Source organism: Oceanobacillus caeni, assembly GCF_019037185.1.
GTDB classification, from domain to species: Bacteria; Bacillota; Bacilli; order Bacillales; family Amphibacillaceae; genus Oceanobacillus; species Oceanobacillus caeni.
This window is the reverse complement of sequence record NZ_JAHHXM010000006.1, coordinates 45,065-62,648: the sequence shown is the minus strand read 5'-3', so window position 1 is coordinate 62,648 and position 17,584 is coordinate 45,065. Positions and strand designations below refer to the sequence as shown.

The window sequence follows — 17,584 nt, the reverse complement described above, 5'->3', positions numbered from 1 at the left end:
AGGAGAGAAAAAATTATGCCATACATTACAGACGTATACGCACGTGAAGTATTAGATTCACGTGGTAACCCAACAGTAGAAGTAGAAGTTTATACAGAATCGGGTGCTTTCGGCCGTGCTCTAGTTCCAAGTGGTGCTTCAACAGGTGAATATGAAGCAGTTGAATTACGTGATGGAGATAAAGACCGTTATTTAGGTAAAGGTGTTCTTCAAGCGGTGAAAAACGTAAATGAAACAATCGCACCTGAAATCATTGGACTAGACGTAACTCGTCAAAATATCATTGATGCCACTATGATTGAATTAGACGGTACAGAAAACAAAGGTAAATTAGGAGCAAACGCAATTCTAGGTGTATCTATGGCTTGTGCTCGTGCTGCTGCTGATTTACTAGATGTTCCTTTATACAATTATTTAGGTGGATTCAATGCAAAAACTCTTCCAACACCAATGATGAACATTTTAAATGGTGGAGAACATGCAGATAATAATGTTGATATTCAAGAATTTATGGTTATGCCTGTAGGTGCTGAAAGTTTTAAAGAAGCTCTTCGCATGGGTGCAGAAATTTTCCATTCCTTGAAAAAAGTATTAAATTCCAAAGGACACAATACTGCTGTAGGTGACGAAGGTGGATTTGCACCAGACCTTGGTTCAAACGAAGAAGCTCTACAAACAATTGTTGAAGCAATCGAAGCAGCAGGGTATAAACCAGGTGAACAAGTAAAATTAGCGATGGACGTAGCTTCTTCTGAAATTTATGAAGATGGTAAGTACAACCTTAAAGGTGAAGGGGTAACTCGTACATCTGAAGAAATGGTGGCATGGTACGAAGAAATGGTGAACAAATACCCAATCATTTCCATTGAAGATGGTTTAGATGAAAACGACTGGGAAGGCCATAAACTATTAACAGACCGTCTTGGCGATCGTGTACAATTAGTTGGTGATGACCTTTTCGTTACAAATACGAAGAAACTTGCACAAGGTATTGAACAAGGTGTAGGTAACTCTATTCTTATTAAAGTGAACCAAATTGGTACACTTACAGAAACATTTGATGCAATTGAAATGGCGAAACGCGCTGGTTATACAGCAGTAGTTTCTCACCGTTCTGGTGAAACAGAAGATTCAACAATCGCTGATATTGCAGTTGCAACAAATGCTGGTCAAATTAAGACTGGTGCTCCATCACGTACAGACCGTGTAGCTAAATATAATCAATTACTACGCATTGAAGATGAATTAGCTGGCATGGGCGAATATGGTGGACTAGCTTCATTCTATAACTTAAAAAAATAAGTTGAAACAATATAAAAAGAGTGCTAAATCATAAGGTTTAGCACTCTATTTTTTTATATTTCCATAAAAGGTCAGATAAGAGCCTGTAAAAGATTGAAATGTAATCGTCGATGAGTAACTATCTGCATAAGTTTAGCGAATGTATTTTTTATCCCGCCTAAACGGGCAGTAAGACTCCTGCCTCGAGCTTCTGGGGAACAATGAAGGTAGGTGGGAGATTAACTGCCCAGTTTTTTCCATAAGGGCATAGGACAAATTATCGAATTAATATCATAGCATAAGGGGGGAGGAAGATTGGCAAAAAAAGTATTGCTCTTTGGAGATATTGGTATAGATGATACAGTAGCTCTCATCTATGCTTATTTAAGTAAAAATATTGATGTAGTAGGTGTGGTAGCAGATTATGGGAACATACCTAGGGAAAATGCGATAGCTAACATTAATTACGTTCATAACATCTTTGATACACCAAAAATAGAAAATGTTAAAATTATTGCAGGAGCTGAACTCTCGATGACTGCGGAAATTCCTAAGTTTTACCCAGAAATTCATGGGGAATATGGACTTGGGCCTATCATTCCCCCTGCAGATGGGGCTGAGGTTTTAAGTGAAAATTTCTATGAAGTCATCGAAATTATTAATGAACACTTTGATGATCTTATTATCGTTAATATTGGTCGACTAACATCTTTAGCTACATTGTTTATTCTACAGCCTAAATTGATGAAACAAATTAAAGAATACTACATTATGGGTGGGGCATTCTGGTATCCGGGTAATGTTACATCGGTCTCTGAAGCTAACTTCCATGGTGATCCAATAGCTGCACAATTAGTTCTTAGTTATGCAAATAGGGTGAAAATCTATCCTTTAAATGTAACATCTAGAGCTATTGTTACACCTGAAATGGTTAATTATATTGATCAAGTCGGGAAAGTTCCCCTAATCAAAACCCTCCTTGATTACTATTATAATTTTTATAAAAAACGCGATCCAAGTGTACAAGGAAGTCCGTTACATGATGTACTCACAATAATGGCAGTATATTATGATGATATGCTTAAGTATGAAAGTTTTCCAGTTTATGTCGTACGATCATTAAATGGAACGGAACGGGGTCAGAGTATTGCTGACATAAGACCATTTGGAAATTTAGAAGAAGAAACGACAGCGGTGATTAAAAAACATCAAATTGCGTCACAGTTAGACTATCCGAAGTTTTTCAATCATTTTATGGAAGTGATGACAGGGGGAAATTTTGAATAGGAAAATATTCGTTTTTAAGAGGAACTATCCAATCATACTAGAAGAAGAAAATGAAAAAATAAGCGATATAACTAAAAATGGCAGAAGAAAAATAACACTTTGCTTATTTTTCTTCTACCTGTATCATTATTTTTGTCACATAGTTATCTTCTCCGTGTACACTTACCTCATCTATCACATACTCTTCGAAGCTGTCCCCACAAATGTTATAGCCTTCCTTATTTAAATAAATTTTCATTTTTTCATATGTTTCTGGAATCGTTACGTAACTTCCTTTATGATAACCAATTACATATTTGCCTGCCTTTTTGATAAAAGGTTCCGCAAAATCAGGTTGATCGATACGCATATATAGATGCGAATAATTCCAGTAGTCTCCCGTTTCTAATTGCTTTTGTCGAACTAGAGAACCAATAGGATAGCCGGTATCAAGTTCCTTTTGCTTTGTGTATTTAATAAATGACATAATGGATTTCGTATATTCTTTATCGGAACAGTTTAAAATGTCCTCACTTAATACATAGCTTTCTATTTCCATCTCTTCAATTGTAAACTTGTCAAAATCCAACCGTAACGCTTCCTCAATTTGTTTTTTCTTGTTTTGAATAATTTGCTGCGTACGTTGCATTTTCACAATTTTCTCTTTCATTGCTTTTTCTTTTTCCGTTAATAATTCGATTGCTTGCTTAGGGTTTTTGAAATGTAAAAAGTCTTTAATTTCTACTAAAGACATACCAATTTCTTTTAACATTTCGATCACGCTAAAAACCTCTGCTTGTTGAACGGAATAAAAGCGATACCCATTTTCGTTTTTATACTCTGGTTTGAAAAGACCGATATCATCATAATGAAAGAGTGTTTGCTTTTTTACACCACATAAATCCGCAAATTCTCCTGTCGTAAATAGTATTTTAGTGGACTCCAAATTTTTCACCTCTTCACTCTTGACTATATGGTAACCGAATACTTTATCATCATAACATAGAAAGGTCGACAAGCGCCGAATGAATGAGGCATAGACATCAAAGAATGTAAACTTGAGGTGGTATTTTTATGGAAAACAATCATTTAATGATGCAAACGATGGAGCCCCGTAAACTATTTATGAAGTATTTAATTCCTTCCTTATTTGGAATGGTGTTGATGGCGATATATTTTAATTGATGGTCTATTCGTTAGCCATGGTGTTGGAGAAAAAGGGTTAGCCGGGGTTAATATTGCAGTGCCGATTTATTCGGTCATTTTATCCGTTTCTTTGTGGATTGGGATGGGCGGTGCCACGTTGTATTCGATTGCACTTGGCCAAAGCAATCAACATCGTGCGAAAGAAATATTTACACATTCGATTATTCTTGCTGTTTTGACAACAGGATTGATTATAGGATTCTGTCTATTATTTGAGGAACCACTTGCTTATTTATTCGGGGCAAACGATTCCATTATTTCATATGTTGACGATTATCTTCACATTATCCTATTATTTGGCCTTGTCTTTGTATTTGAAAATATTTTAAGTATTTTTATCCGAAACGATGGAAATCCTACGCTTGCGATGGCAGGGTTAATTGTAACATCTGTTGTGAATATTATTTTAAATTATCTATTTATCTTCATTTTTCATTGGGGGGTAAAAGGGGCCGCTTATGCAACAGTAATCGGTACTTTCATAGGAATTCTTGTTTTACTTACACACTTCTTAACGAGGAAAAAACAACTAGGGTTCGTCCATACGAAACTTGACTTGTCAATACTTGGTAATATTTTCTCGATTGGTTTTCCGAGTTTTATCGTGGAAGGCTCAACCGCGGTGATGATGGTTGCATTCAATATAACATTTAGCCATTATGTCGGAGAAACGGGAGTTGTAGCCTATGCGGTTGTCAACTATTTGCATACGGTGTTTCTTATGCTTTTTATCGGGATTGGAGCAGCCCTGCAACCTATTACAAGCTATCATTACGGTGCGAAACTTTATCAGCGTATGAAACAATTTATCCGGATTGCGCTCGTTACAGGATTTGGTCTTGGATCAGCTGTATTTATTATTGGGCTTTTCGGAAAAGGATTTATTATTGATTTATTCGGGATTGATATTCCCGAAATCATCAATTATACGAAAATAGGGATCGTATACTTTTTTGTAGGATATCTGTTTCTAGGGATCAACATGGTCTTTGTGGAATATTATCAATCTATTAAAAAAATCCGCATTGCTACATGGATTATCTTAAGTCGTAGCATAATTTTATTTATCCCTTTGCTTTGGATTTTACCGAATGTCTTCGGTCCTAACACGATTTGGCTTGTTTTTCCGGTAGCTGAGGGATTAACGGTACTTTTCACTTTTCTAGTATTAAAATTCAAATGGGTGGAACTTGTTCCAGTAGAAATGACACAGCTGTCCAAAAAGTCAGGATAAGGAATCAATAAAGAGATGATGGAAATATATTGAATTGGTTAGGAAGAATTATGGGCTTTCCTTTGTATAAAATTTTGCGATTAAAAAGGCTCGGTTCTATTCTGTAGAACCGAGCCTTAATCGTTTAACTGTTTTGGAAATTAGATGTTCAACATTTCAAAAATATTTTCAGACTTAGGCTTTTAAACGATAGTTCAAGTTATGATCTTTTAATGTTTTATCGTTCCCGAACAAGAAGTGTTTTTCCATGTTAGGCGAGTATTTGGAATTTACCGTTTCAATACCCACAGCTTCAGCTACCGCACGCAGCATCGCAGGGGATGCGCCACAACACAATCCTATATAGTTTATTCCTATGTCTTTGGCTTCCTTAGCCCACTCAGCCAACTCGTAACGATTATGATAAAGTGGGTCTAAAGCAGTGGGAAAAGTTGTTTCTAAAGGCAAATGACAACTACACCCACCATCTGGTAAATTGAAAAATGTAGGATTTTCTTCTGTTGTACGGTAAGGGATTGGTAATCCAGCTACGTAGCCATCCACATTTTTACGTATTTCAGCAAGGTAAGGCTGCATCGTATTAGGGCCTCGAAAACAATTCATTCCCACCACTAATGCACCTTTTTCGGAAAGTATTTTACATGATTCTGCTACTGTATACCCATCTCTTAAAATATTTTCACCCATTAAACCTAAAGTTATGACAGCTGGTAATCCTTGATTTTGAATTTCTTCCAGTGCGATTACTGCCTCTTCATGGTAGTAAAACGTCTCACCATTAATATAGTCGACTCCTTCTTCCTTGCACCATCCGGCCATTTCTGCAAACATATTTTTAACCTTTTGTTTCGATTCGGAGTCTTGTGGATCAAAAATATTCGTGTTAGATATATTACCTGCAACCAATGCCTCTTCATAGGGGTGTTCCTTTGCGACTTCTTTTGCTAATCGTATCGCATTCCTATTGAGAGGTTCTAATAAATCTTCCTTACCAATTATACGCATTTTTTCTCTGTGGGCATTGTATGTAAAGGCCAATACCACATCTGAACCTGCATTCATGTAATCTCGATATGCTTGTTTAAGTGCTTCTGGATTATCCAATGCTATTTCTGGCACAAAGGAGCCCGCTTGCAAATAACCTCGGCGTTCTAATTCAAATAAATAACCTTCTCCTGCAATAACCGTTCCATCTTTCAGCCTTTCTTCTAAACTGCGTTTCATACGAATTTCCTCCCCTTAATTTTTGTGTTCAACCTTTTGAACAATCTATTTCATATTTGAATCACTTCGCTATCCTACCCGATAGGCCGCCTTATACTTATATTCCCATCTAACTTAACCCTCTCCTTGTTTGAATTTGATGTAAAGTAAGTGTAGCATGGAAAAATAAATATAGGGTAACACATAAAATCTATCACTTGATATAGTCTTAGACTATGGCAAGAGATGCCAAGAAGATGGGACTGTGAAATCGAAAAACCATATGCGATGGAGACTTTTAAAATGTAAAAGAGATAAAGACGCTATTTCAAATCACCAATCTTTACCATCCTATCTATGCTAAAATAAAGACAAAATAGAAAAATTTACACGACAGGGAGGGGACTCGTATAGATATTTTAGAGGGGATTAAGCGCCGTAGGTCTATCCATTCATTTAAAGAGGAACAAGTAAGTAAAGAAATATTGGAGCAAATTTTCACATATGGTTCCTATGCACCGACCCATTATATGAAAGAACCGTGGAAGATAAAGGTGTACCAAGGTGACGGTAGGAAGAAATTTGTTCAAAGCATCATGAAAAGCTATCAAAGGATTGGCATGATTAAAGATGATGATCATCCGAAAACGTTAAAAACAATAGATTCCTTATCCAGTTTTCTTCTAGCTATTCCCCATCATGCTGTGATTTATTATGAACAACCTGATGATAGAATTCGTAATGAAGAGGAATATGCTTCCATTTGTGCGTTCATACAAAATTCCCAACTAGCTGCATGGCAATTTGGGGTAGGTATGTTATGGACTATCACACCCTATATGCACGATCCACAGTTTGCAAAAGAAATAGGGTTAGAAAACGAGAAAATTAAAATAGCAGCTGTTATGCAAATTGGGTATCCAAAAAAGATTCCCATTGATAAAGGGAGAACACCGATAGGAGAAAAAATGGAATTTGTGGAGTTCTAAATTCAAAATGTCGAACATACTTTTTCGATCAAAAAACACCTTGTCAAAATATAGACAAGGTGTTAGCCGTTTCACTCAGTTATTTCCCTAATAAACTCCACCACTTCATCCGCAGTCCTCATCGATAGAATTTGCTCTTTATGTTTGGAAATATCTTTTTTAGATAAATTTTTAATTTGTGTACGTGCAGGTAAGATAGATGTTGCACTCATGCTGAATTCATCTAAACCAAGTCCTAAAAGAATGGGAATGGCAATTGGGTCGCCAGCCATTTCACCACACATACCAGTCCATTTTCCTTCCTTATGTGCGGCTTGGATAACGTTGTTAACTAAGTTGAGAATAGCTGGATGATATGGTTGATACAAGTAAGAAACTCGCTCATTCATCCGGTCCGCTGCCATCGTATATTGAATTAAATCATTCGTTCCAATACTAAAGAAATCCACTTCTTTTGCAAATTGCTTTGCGGTAACGGCAGTCGATGGAATTTCAACCATAATTCCGACTTCAATATCCTCTGATACTTTGACACCATCGGCTTTTAGGGATTTCTTCTCGTCTAAAAGAATGGATTTAGCTTGGCGGAATTCCTCTAACGTTGCAATCATTGGGAACATAATTTTCAAGTTTCCGTAAGCACTAGCGCGAAGTAATGCGCGCAATTGTGGACGGAAAACAGCCTCATTTTCTAAACAGAAACGGATGGCCCGGAAACCAAGGAAAGGGTTCATTTCCTTAGGCAGATTAAGGTAACTAAGTTCCTTGTCTCCACCAACATCCAGCGTTCGAACAACGACGGGTTTCCCATCCATCCTTTCTAGGACAGTTTTATACGCTTCGAATTGTTCTTCTTCTGATGGTAGTTCACTTTTACCCATATAAAGAAATTCTGTACGATAAAGTCCTACTCCCTCGCCCCCATTATTTAAAACTCCGTCAATGTCATTCGGGGTTCCAATGTTAGCAACTAATTCAACTTGTTCCCCTTCTTTGGAGAATGTCGGTTCGTCTTTTAATTTTGCCCATTCTTCCTGTTGTTTGCGAAAAGAGTTTTGTTTCTCACGATAGCTTGTTAATTCTTCTTCGCTAGGCTGTATAATTACTTTTCCTTCTATACCATCAATGATTACCATGTCGCTTTGGTTTACGGAGGTAGTTACATTCTTCGTTCCTACGACAGCCGGAATCTCAAGGGACCTAGCCATAATGGCAGAATGCGAGGTTCTTCCACCAATGTCGGTTGCAAAACCTTTCACATATTGGCGATTTAATTGAGCCGTATCAGATGGTGTTAAATCCTGAGCAATTACAATCACTTCTTCATTAATTAATGCAGGGTCAGGAAATGTCACACCTAATAAATGGGCCATCACACGTTTAGTCACATCTTTAATATCAGCTGCACGTTCTCGCATATACTCATTGTCCATATTTTGAAACATCTCAATAAACATTGTTGTAACTTCTTCAAGAGCTGTTTCCGCCATTACGTTATTTTCCTTGATTTTATCCTTCATGGGATTAATCATTTCAGGGTCATTTAAAATAAGTAAATGTGCGGAAAAAATTTCAGCATGCTCATCTCCCAAGGAATTTTTCGTATGTTCTTTAATTCTCTCAAGTTCGGATTTAGATGTTTCTAGTGCTTGATTTAACCTTTCTATTTCTACACTGGGATTATCGATCGTTTTCTTTTCAAAAGATAAATCTGGAGTGACTAGTTGATACGCTTTTGCTATTGCAATTCCTGACGATGCTGCAATTCCATTGATGTGTGTCATTTTAATTACTACAACCTTTCCATCTCTTTTTCAGCTATGCTTGATATTACTTAATTGTTGATTAATCCAGTTATAAATGACGGAATGGACTTCTTCTTTGACTGAGTCATTTAATATCTCGTGTCGAGCGCCTTTAAATAAATGTGTATCTATCGACTTTATACCCACATCTTTATATAATTGAACACTTTTCCATACGCCTTTTTCATAATTCCCTACTGGATCATCTGAACCACTTATAAAAAGCATCGGTAAGTCTTTTCGTATGGAATGATTTTGTTTCTGCATTTGGTTTAATCCGGACATTAAATCATAAAAGAAACGAGCGGTTGGAATGAATCCAGATAAAGGGTCTTTCAAATACTTTTCTACTTCTAATTCATCACTAGATATCCAATCATACGCCGTTTTATGACCTGTAACTCTCTTATTATAATTTCCAAATGCTAAACGATTCATAATCTTAGATGGCTTTTTACTAGGCAATAGCATGGAAAGTAATTTACCTGGTATGGTTATGCTATCTGGATAATAACCGGTTCCAGATAAGATTACTCCATCAATCGAATGGCTATATTTTTGTATGAAACTTCTTGCGATAAAAGAACCCATACTATGACCAAAAAGAAAAATTGGTACATGAGGATGTTCCTCTTTTATGTGAACATTAATCTGATGAAGATCATTAACTACTTTAAAAAAACCATTATTTTGATCAAAGTAACCAAGCAAACCTTGTTTTAAGCCAGTTTGTCCATGGCCTCTATGATCATTTCCGTATACAGTAAATCCCTTATTCGTTAGGAACGTTGCAAAGGAATCATATCTTTCTATATGTTCAGACATTCCATGGGAAATTTGAATAATTGCTTTTGGTTTAGCATTTTCTGTTGACCATCTTTTTATGTATAAATCCGTATAATCTTTTGTTTTAAACCAAAAGGACTGTCCCATCTGATCATCCTTTCTTTTAGAGGTTGTTCAAAAAGTCCGGTGAAAATGACACTTCGCATTTCTTCGTTGGCTTGCTTTTCCGTTCCTCACGTATTAGTTGCATACGTTCCGGTACTCAAAGCTACGCCGCCTCGAACTGCTTGATCCTTTTCATCCTCCTTTTTGAACACACACTTTTAGTTAAATCAATGGTATTTTAAAATTATTTGTGCTAAAGTAAAGGGTAGTTAGTGTCGGAAATAGGAGGTATGATGGAAATATGTCTGGATTAGTAAATACATTATTGATTATTGATGCGATTATTTTAATCACTTTCGTTCTACTACAGCCTGGAAAAAGTGCTGGGCTGTCCGGAGCAATTTCTGGTGGCGCTGAGCAATTATTTGGTAAACAAAAAGCGCGTGGTATGGATTTAATTTTACATCGTGGTACAGTAATTACTGGCGTTTTATTTTTTGTATTAGCATTTATAAGTGGATATTTAGTATAATTATATTCTACCCTTATCACAATGAGAAGTGATAAGGGTTTAATTATGATTTTTAAAAGGTTGTTCAAAAAGTCCGGTGAAAATGACACTTCAACGTTTCTAGTTGGCTTGCTTTCATCCTTCTTTTTGAACACCTATTTTAAAATTGGTAAAATTAGGGAATACATATAAAGATAGGAGATGTAGCATCATGAAAATAGTTCAACCAAAACCATTTACATTTGAAGCAGGTAAACGAGCCGTACTTTTATTACATGGATTTACTGGGCATTCTGCTGATGTACGGATGCTTGGTCGATTTTTAGAGAAAAAAGGATACTCGTCCCATGCACCAATCTATAGAGGACATGGTTTGCCACCTGAAGAGATTCTTAAATCTAATCCAATGCAATGGTGGGAAGATGTCAATAAAGGGTTAAATCATTTAAAAGAATTAGGATATGAAGAAATAGCTGTTGCCGGGCTATCCCTTGGAGGTGTTTTAGGACTTAAATTAGCCTACTCAACACCGATAAAAGCGGTTATTTCAATGTGTGCTCCAATGTTTTTTGATAATGAGTTTCAACTATCTAAGGGTTTTGAAATATTTGCCAAAGAGTATAAACAATTAGAAGGCAAAGATGAGCAAACCATTGAAAAAGAAGTAAATCAGTTAATGGAAGATTCATTAGATTTATTCCATGAATTAGGAGAAACGATTAACGAAGTAAAAAGTAACATTGACACCATATATACACCAACTTTTGTCGTACAAGCTCGTAACGATGAAATGATAAATACAGATAGTGCAACTTATATATTTGAAAACGTAGAATCTGATGAAAAAAGCATTAAATGGTATGAAAACTCTACTCATGTAATTACCTTGGGAGATGAAAAGGAAGAATTGTACGAAGACATTTATCAATTTTTAGAAAGCCTTCAGTGGAATGATTGAGTATAAATAGAATAGAGAGCAAACAATAAATTGGAAAGCAGGTGAGAAGATGAAAGATAGAATACTAAGCATGTTCAAAGAAACTGAGATGAGACCATTAGCCGTCGATGAGATTGAACGTGAACTTGGAATAGATGATTCAAGTGATTTTAAAGAACTTATCATTGCATTAAATGAATTAGAGGAAGCTGGTGAATTAGTACGTACGAGGAAAAATAGATTTGGGCTACCAGAAAAAATGAACCTCATTCGTGGTAGAATTCAGATGCATCAAAAGGGTTTTGCCTTTTTAATTCCTGATGAGGAAGGTTTATCAGATGTTTATATACACGCATCTGACTTAGCTTCCGCCATGAATAATGATAAAGTTCTCGTACGAATCGAAAAAATGTCTGATGTGGGAAATCGCCCTGAAGGACAAGTTATTCGTATATTAGAAAGGGCAGTGACAAAAGTAGTTGGAACGTTTGAGGACAATCGCTCCTTTGGTTTTGTCATAGCAGACGATAAACGAATCCCAAATGATATATTCATCCCAAAAGGAAAAACAAATGGTGCTGTAGATGGACATAAGGTAATTGTGGAAATCACGAAATATCCTGAAGGAAGAAAAAGTGCAGAAGGAGAAGTAATTCAAATTTTGGGGCATAAAAATGACCCAGGAATTGATATACTTTCGATTATTTATAAGCACGGAATCACCATTGATTTTCCAGAAGAAGTTTTAAAACAAGCGGCTGATACACCGGAAACCATTTCGGAAGATGAACTAAAAGGACGTCGAGATTTGCGAGATGAAATGATTGTAACCATTGATGGTGCCGATGCGAAAGACTTAGATGACGCCGTTTCCGTTAAACAGTTAGAAAATGGAAACTATAAATTAGGGGTTTACATTGCTGATGTTAGTTATTATGTAAGAGAAGGTTCTCCCATAGATGTAGAAGCATTTGATCGGGGAACAAGTGTGTATTTAGTAGATAGGGTTATCCCGATGATTCCGCATCGATTATCCAATGGGATTTGTTCATTAAACCCACAAGTCGATCGATTAACCCTTGGTTGTGAAATGGAAATTACTTCGACCGGTGAAGTCGTAAACCATGAAATTTTCCAAAGTGTGATTAAAACGACGGAGCGGATGACCTATAGCGATGTGAATAAAATTCTCGTTGACCATGATGAGGAACTTCGCAATCGTTATGAATTGCTCGTTCCGATGTTTGAAAACATGGAGAAGCTTGCGGAAATATTAAGAGCAAAACGAATGGGACGTGGAGCCATTGATTTTGATTTTAAGGAAGCAAAAGTATTAGTGGACGATGAAGGTAAAGCGTTCGATGTTGTTTTACGCGAACGTTCTGTTGCGGAACGTTTGATTGAGGAATTTATGTTAGCAGCAAATGAAACGATAGCGGAACATTTTCATTGGATGGATGTCCCTTTTATACATCGTATTCATGAAGATCCTGATGATGGGAAACTACAAAACTTCTTTGAATTCCTTGGTGGATTAGGAATCAAAGTAAAAGGTACTGCTAATGAAATTCACCCACAAGCTTTACAAAAGGTTCTAGAGGAAATTAAAGGTGAACCAGAAGAAATGATTGTTTCTAAACTTATGCTTCGATCCATGAAACAAGCAAAATATGATCCGCAAAGTATTGGACACTTTGGGTTGGCAACGGAATTTTATACACATTTCACCTCGCCGATTAGAAGATATCCGGATTTAATTGTCCACCGCTTAATTCGAACGTATTTAATTGATAAACAAATGGATAGTAAAACCATTCAGCATTGGAAAGAAAGTATGCCTGAAATAGCACGTCATACTTCGGAAAGAGAAAGACGAGCTGTAGATGCAGAACGAGATACAGATGATTTGAAAAAAGCGGAATACATGCAAGATAAAATCGGTGAAGAGTTTACTGGTGTTATTAGTTCCGTAACGAATTTTGGTATGTTTGTCGAGCTACCTAATACGGTGGAGGGCCTTATCCATGTTAGTTTTCTAACGGATGATTACTATCACTATGATGAAAAAAGTCATGCACTAATTGGTGAACGGACGGCTAATGTGTATCGTGTGGGTGATGAAGTGAAAATAAGAGTCGCTGGAGTTAATATGGATGAACACGCGATTGATTTTGAATTAGTTGGCTCTGGTACAAAAGCAAGGAAGAGAAAGCCAATTAAAAATGATAAATCATCCGAAAAAGGTCGACCTCCAAAAAAGAAGCAAAAGAAGAATAAGAAAAAAAGAAAGTGAGCCTTCAGTTGATTGGGCTCGCTTTTTTTATCCACCTCGAGCTTCTAGGGGATAAAGAAGGTAGGTGGGATCAGCTGCCCATAAAAGTCCGATAAGTACGACTGACCATAGTTGGGGATACAGGAAAAACCCTATTGATGGTTAGTCTTCTTTATTAAAACATTGGACAATTGCCCTGCATATAATTCATTATCTATATCAATTAATGGATTTTGCCCTTGGGAAAACTTATTGTTGACATCTAAATTATCGTCTTTTATACTGATTAACAATAATAAGCTATATAAAGGTTAAACGGGAGACATCATGAGAGGGGTACTTCAGATGAATGAAGTAATGCTTGCTTTTTTACTAACATTGTTTGCTGGATTAGCCACTGGTGTAGGAAGTTTAATTGCCTTTTTCGCAAAAACAACGAATACCAAATTTCTTTCCTTTGCATTAGGTTTATCAGCAGGGGTTATGATTTATGTGTCGATGGTTGAAATTTTCTTTAAAGCAAAAGATTCTTTAACGATGGCACTTGATGAAACGAGTGGCTATTGGTTAACTGTAATTGGATTTTTTGCTGGAATGCTTTTAATTGGACTGATTGATCGATTTATTCCTAAATATTCGAATCCTCATGAAGTTAAAAAAGTAGAAGATATGGAAAAATCAACATCTCCAGTAAATGACCCGGATCTAATGAAAATGGGGATTTTTACGGCATTGGCTCTCGCAATTCATAATTTCCCAGAAGGAATTGCAACCTTTATTTCGGCCTTAAACGACCCGAGTATTGGTATTGCCATTGCTGTTGCCGTTGCTATTCATAATATCCCGGAAGGCATTGCGGTATCTGTTCCAATTTATTACGCTACAAATGATAAGAAAAAAGCCTTTAAACTATCTTTCCTGTCCGGTTTAGCAGAGCCAGTAGGGGCTTTAGTTGCTTTCTTAATCCTCATGCCGTTTTTAAGTGATGTATTGTTTGGAATCATATTTTCCATGGTCGCAGGTATCATGGTATTCATTTCTTTAGATGAATTATTACCTGCCGCTAAAAAATATGATGAAGCCCATTTGTCTATTTATGGAGTGATATTTGGAATGGCAATTATGGCAGTTAGTTTAATACTACTTGCCTAATCAATTGGAATTACAGTAATAATTTGTTAAAATAAGGATTACCTGAGCTGTAGGAGGATACACCTTATGCCAAAAGGACAAGGAAAAACAATCGCACAAAATAAAAAAGCAAATCATGATTATGCAATTGAGGAAACGTTCGAAGCGGGAATCGTATTAAAAGGTACAGAAATTAAATCAATCCGTAATGGTCGGGTAAATTTAAAAGACTCCCATGCAAGAATAGATCGTAATGGAGAAGTCCAATTAATAAACATGCATATTTCTGAATATGAACAAGGGAATCGTTACAACCATGATCCTACGAGGTCAAGAAAATTACTTTTGCATCGAAAACAAATTGATAGATTAATCGGTTTGATTCAACAACAAGGTTATGCGCTTGTTCCATTGAAGTTATATATAAAAAATGGTTATGCAAAAATTCTTCTCGGACTTGGAAAAGGGAAGAAAAAATATGATAAGCGCGAAGATTTGAAGAAGAAACAAATGAAGAGAGATATAGATCGAGCACTCAAAGATATGAACCGGTAGGGATGTAATTTCTACCAGTCCTTGATTTCTTCTCTTAATTTGTTATAATAAAGATACAAGTTAATAGCGAATGCTCATTTATCCTTGAGCGTTTCTCATTAAAGTATGTATTCAAATTATTTTTGAATAACATCATTTATATGGGGACGTTACGGATTCGACAGGGGTAGGTCGAGCTTTGGTCGCGCGTCGAGGTTACGACTCGTAAAACGTTATCGCCTAATAATAACTGGCAAATCTTATAATCAACCTGCTTTAGCAGCTGCGTAAGTAGCCTAAAGCGATCCTTCCTACCATCGCCCGTGTGGTAGCCTTGAAGGGTCTCAAATGAAGCGGGCTTTTGCTTCAATCCGCAGTCTGAGGATTGTTGCAGAAACTAATCAGACTAGCCATCTGGAAGCCTGTTGGTAGGCTGAAGGAATGGCGAAAGATAATATACCAACTACACGCGTAGAAGCCTAAGTGGCGATGCCCTTGGACGTGGGTTCGATTAGTAATTTAGTCGCCTTTTGTGGTAACACAAAAGTGAAAATTCGGCTTTATCGGTGAAACCTAAGTTGCTTATAAATATAGCAATAAGGCAATACCGAGTGGTATGTGGAGTAATCCAACAGCCATCTATCGACTTATAGGCTGCCTATCAGGTAGTACTAGGATACGGAATCCTACCATTATGGTAAATTTATATTTCGTATAAAACGCCGAAGGACCTTCAAATAGGTTCAAGATATAGTCAGTGCCATGACGAAAGCATGGAAGAGCATGTCCCACCGTCTCCACCAATACATAAGTTGGTGGTTTTTTTGCTAACTATAACTTAAAAAAGTTTTCTTCAAATAACAACTTATTTTTTAGAGCTTCATCGCTATACTTCCCATTTCTCGGGGTTACATGGTTGTAATCAAAAATATGTGAATTTCCTGTAATCAGAATTGCTCCCCATTTCTACAACACGAAAGATGAAATAAAATATGCAATAGATGAACTTGCTAACATAGTTGTCGGAAATTAATATAGTTTGATCATAAAGATCGTATATTGTAAATTAAAAATGGGTACCTATTGACATAAAAGGTCCGAGGGTAAAGTATAAAATCAATGTACACAATCATTGATTTCGTGGTATAATTAACATAGAAAATCTCTAAGTGCATACAATAATAAGGACCGCCCATGCTGGTACATGGAGCGGTCGCAATAGACCGAACCCCGTCAAGAGGGGTAGGTAGCTAGAGAGATAATCCCTCACATACCTGCTAGAGTGCATGAGGGGTTATTTTTTATGGTTTTTATCAGAAACGATAAACGCCACCAACATCCCGAAGGATATCATAAGCGTTAGCGCACTAACAATGTCCATAGGCAAGCACCTCCCTCCCGAGAAGTCTCTCAATGAAGACAAAACGGCAGATCGACAGTGCTACCAAAAACCCCTCATGCGAAGCCAGTCTATGTTTTATTATAGCATATTATTATCGCTTTTACTGTTAAGGAAAAGTTTGTTCAAAAAGTAGAAAAATAAGGATATGAATTTTTCCTTTTAAAATAATTAAAATAATGAGGCACATATATCAACTAGTATGTACCTTGCGATTAAGAAACTCTAATAACTTTAATGTTCCATTTATTACAATCGATTTAAAATAACTGCGCCCCCATATAAACAGCCATAACCCAGATAATGATGGCAGAAAATTGATTCATCCGTTTTAACAGTTTTCCGTCTTTATCGATTTGACCGATTTTTTCCCCAGTAAGGGCTAAAGCTAGAAACCACATCCAAGAAATGAGAATACAGGCTATTGTAAAAATCCACTTCTCATGCCCCGTATAGACCAACGAGCTAGTCCCAATGACGCCTATTGTGTCCAAAATAGCATGAGAATTTAACAAGGATACAGAAGCGGCAAATATAATTTGTCGCTTTGCGGAGAAAGGATTAGATTCTTGGTGGTTCTTTACTTCGGGTGTTTCTCTCCACATTAGCCATCCCATGTACACTAAGAAAATAAATCCAATCAAAAACATGACTGTTCTTAACCACTCGAAACTTAGAATAATAATAGATACACCAGCAACAGCTAAAGAAATTAATAACGTATCACAAACTCCGGCCGTAATAACAGCAGGCAATGCGCTAGTAAATCTTTTATGTGTTGCACCTTGATTAAGTATAAAAACATTTTGTACCCCTAAAGGTAGTATTAATCCGAAAGCAAGCGCCATTCCGTGAATAAAGGCTTCCATCTTTTACCCTCCAATCTAATATAGAATAAATGATTGGCATTAATATGTCTCCAACC

At 36.5% G+C, this 17,584-nt stretch carries 14 protein-coding genes and 1 other RNA gene; 10 read left to right on the top strand and 5 right to left on the bottom strand.

Annotated features, from left to right (window positions below; genetic code table 11):
* Positions 1–15: 15 nt before the first annotated feature.
* Both eno and KM885_RS05530 read left to right on the top strand, forming a co-directional pair.
* Positions 16–1,302, top strand: coding sequence for a phosphopyruvate hydratase (gene eno / locus KM885_RS05535; protein ID WP_047184699.1), 1,287 nt, complete (start codon positions 16–18; stop codon positions 1,300–1,302).
* 294 nt (positions 1,303–1,596) lie between these two features.
* Positions 1,597–2,568 carry a nucleoside hydrolase gene (locus tag KM885_RS05530; RefSeq protein ID WP_216883650.1) on the top strand — a complete coding sequence of 324 codons (972 nt, stop codon included), beginning with the start codon at positions 1,597–1,599 and terminating at the stop codon, positions 2,566–2,568.
* Positions 2,569–2,671: 103 nt separating this feature from the next.
* Here KM885_RS05530 and KM885_RS05525 read toward each other — a convergent pair whose 3' ends face one another.
* A complete protein-coding gene (locus tag KM885_RS05525; RefSeq protein ID WP_216883649.1) occupies positions 2,672–3,493 on the bottom strand; it encodes a MerR family transcriptional regulator in 822 nt (273 codons plus the stop codon).
* Between the two features lie 228 nt (positions 3,494–3,721).
* On the opposite strand from KM885_RS05525, the gene KM885_RS05520 reads away from it, so the two are divergent.
* Positions 3,722–4,987 (top strand): MATE family efflux transporter, encoded by a 1,266-nt coding sequence (locus KM885_RS05520; RefSeq protein ID WP_338113666.1) that lies wholly within the window; start codon positions 3,722–3,724, stop codon positions 4,985–4,987.
* Positions 4,988–5,161: 174 nt separating this feature from the next.
* Here KM885_RS05520 and KM885_RS05515 read toward each other — a convergent pair whose 3' ends face one another.
* The gene (locus KM885_RS05515; RefSeq protein ID WP_204797632.1) at positions 5,162–6,211 is read right to left on the bottom strand and encodes a homocysteine S-methyltransferase family protein; all 1,050 of its coding nucleotides are present in this window, start codon (positions 6,209–6,211) and stop codon (positions 5,162–5,164) included.
* A 389-nt stretch (positions 6,212–6,600) separates the two neighbouring features.
* Between KM885_RS05515 and KM885_RS05510 the strand changes: the two genes are divergently transcribed.
* Positions 6,601–7,179 carry a nitroreductase family protein gene (locus tag KM885_RS05510; protein WP_060667568.1) on the top strand — a complete coding sequence of 193 codons (579 nt, stop codon included), beginning with the start codon at positions 6,601–6,603 and terminating at the stop codon, positions 7,177–7,179.
* Positions 7,180–7,250: 71 nt separating this feature from the next.
* Here KM885_RS05510 and ptsP read toward each other — a convergent pair whose 3' ends face one another.
* Both ptsP and KM885_RS05500 read right to left on the bottom strand, forming a co-directional pair.
* Complete coding sequence (gene ptsP / locus KM885_RS05505; protein ID WP_204797631.1) at positions 7,251–8,963, bottom strand: phosphoenolpyruvate--protein phosphotransferase; 1,713 nt, start codon at positions 8,961–8,963, stop codon at positions 7,251–7,253.
* A gap of 30 nt (positions 8,964–8,993) precedes the next feature.
* Positions 8,994–9,917 (bottom strand): alpha/beta hydrolase, encoded by a 924-nt coding sequence (locus KM885_RS05500; protein ID WP_204797630.1) that lies wholly within the window; start codon positions 9,915–9,917, stop codon positions 8,994–8,996.
* Positions 9,918–10,176: 259 nt separating this feature from the next.
* On the opposite strand from KM885_RS05500, the gene secG reads away from it, so the two are divergent.
* From secG to ssrA, 6 genes are all read left to right on the top strand, one after another.
* Complete coding sequence (gene secG / locus KM885_RS05495) at positions 10,177–10,407, top strand: preprotein translocase subunit SecG (RefSeq protein WP_047184692.1); 231 nt, start codon at positions 10,177–10,179, stop codon at positions 10,405–10,407.
* Between the two features lie 190 nt (positions 10,408–10,597).
* Positions 10,598–11,344 (top strand): alpha/beta hydrolase, encoded by a 747-nt coding sequence (locus KM885_RS05490; RefSeq protein ID WP_047184691.1) that lies wholly within the window; start codon positions 10,598–10,600, stop codon positions 11,342–11,344.
* A 49-nt stretch (positions 11,345–11,393) separates the two neighbouring features.
* Positions 11,394–13,616 carry a ribonuclease R gene (gene rnr / locus KM885_RS05485; RefSeq protein WP_047184690.1) on the top strand — a complete coding sequence of 741 codons (2,223 nt, stop codon included), beginning with the start codon at positions 11,394–11,396 and terminating at the stop codon, positions 13,614–13,616.
* A 324-nt stretch (positions 13,617–13,940) separates the two neighbouring features.
* Positions 13,941–14,747, top strand: a complete 807-nt coding sequence (gene zupT, locus KM885_RS05480) for a zinc transporter ZupT (protein WP_047184689.1) — start codon at positions 13,941–13,943, stop codon at positions 14,745–14,747.
* A gap of 66 nt (positions 14,748–14,813) precedes the next feature.
* The gene (gene smpB / locus KM885_RS05475) at positions 14,814–15,281 is read left to right on the top strand and encodes an SsrA-binding protein SmpB (RefSeq protein ID WP_047184688.1); all 468 of its coding nucleotides are present in this window, start codon (positions 14,814–14,816) and stop codon (positions 15,279–15,281) included.
* A gap of 150 nt (positions 15,282–15,431) precedes the next feature.
* Positions 15,432–15,774, top strand: a transfer-messenger RNA (tmRNA) gene (gene ssrA / locus KM885_RS05470).
* 1,145 nt (positions 15,775–16,919) lie between these two features.
* Here ssrA and KM885_RS05465 read toward each other — a convergent pair.
* A complete protein-coding gene (locus KM885_RS05465) occupies positions 16,920–17,528 on the bottom strand; it encodes a LysE/ArgO family amino acid transporter (protein WP_216883648.1) in 609 nt (202 codons plus the stop codon).
* Between the last annotated feature and the right edge of the window lie 56 nt (positions 17,529–17,584).

Excerpts from the sequence above, each read along its gene's own strand:
- zupT (WP_047184689.1), top strand. The coding sequence starts at position 13,941 with ATGAATGAAGTAATGCTTGCTTTTTTACTAACATTGTTTGCTGGATTA.
- ptsP (WP_204797631.1), bottom strand. The coding sequence starts at position 8,963 with ATGACACACATCAATGGAATTGCAGCATCGTCAGGAATTGCAATAGCA.
- smpB (WP_047184688.1), top strand. The coding sequence starts at position 14,814 with ATGCCAAAAGGACAAGGAAAAACAATCGCACAAAATAAAAAAGCAAAT.
- secG (WP_047184692.1), top strand. The coding sequence starts at position 10,177 with ATGTCTGGATTAGTAAATACATTATTGATTATTGATGCGATTATTTTA.
- KM885_RS05500 (WP_204797630.1), bottom strand. The coding sequence starts at position 9,917 with ATGGGACAGTCCTTTTGGTTTAAAACAAAAGATTATACGGATTTATAC.
- KM885_RS05515 (WP_204797632.1), bottom strand. The coding sequence starts at position 6,211 with ATGAAACGCAGTTTAGAAGAAAGGCTGAAAGATGGAACGGTTATTGCA.
- eno (WP_047184699.1), top strand. The coding sequence starts at position 16 with ATGCCATACATTACAGACGTATACGCACGTGAAGTATTAGATTCACGT.
- rnr (WP_047184690.1), top strand. The coding sequence starts at position 11,394 with ATGAAAGATAGAATACTAAGCATGTTCAAAGAAACTGAGATGAGACCA.
- KM885_RS05465 (WP_216883648.1), bottom strand. The coding sequence starts at position 17,528 with ATGGAAGCCTTTATTCACGGAATGGCGCTTGCTTTCGGATTAATACTA.
- KM885_RS05490 (WP_047184691.1), top strand. The coding sequence starts at position 10,598 with ATGAAAATAGTTCAACCAAAACCATTTACATTTGAAGCAGGTAAACGA.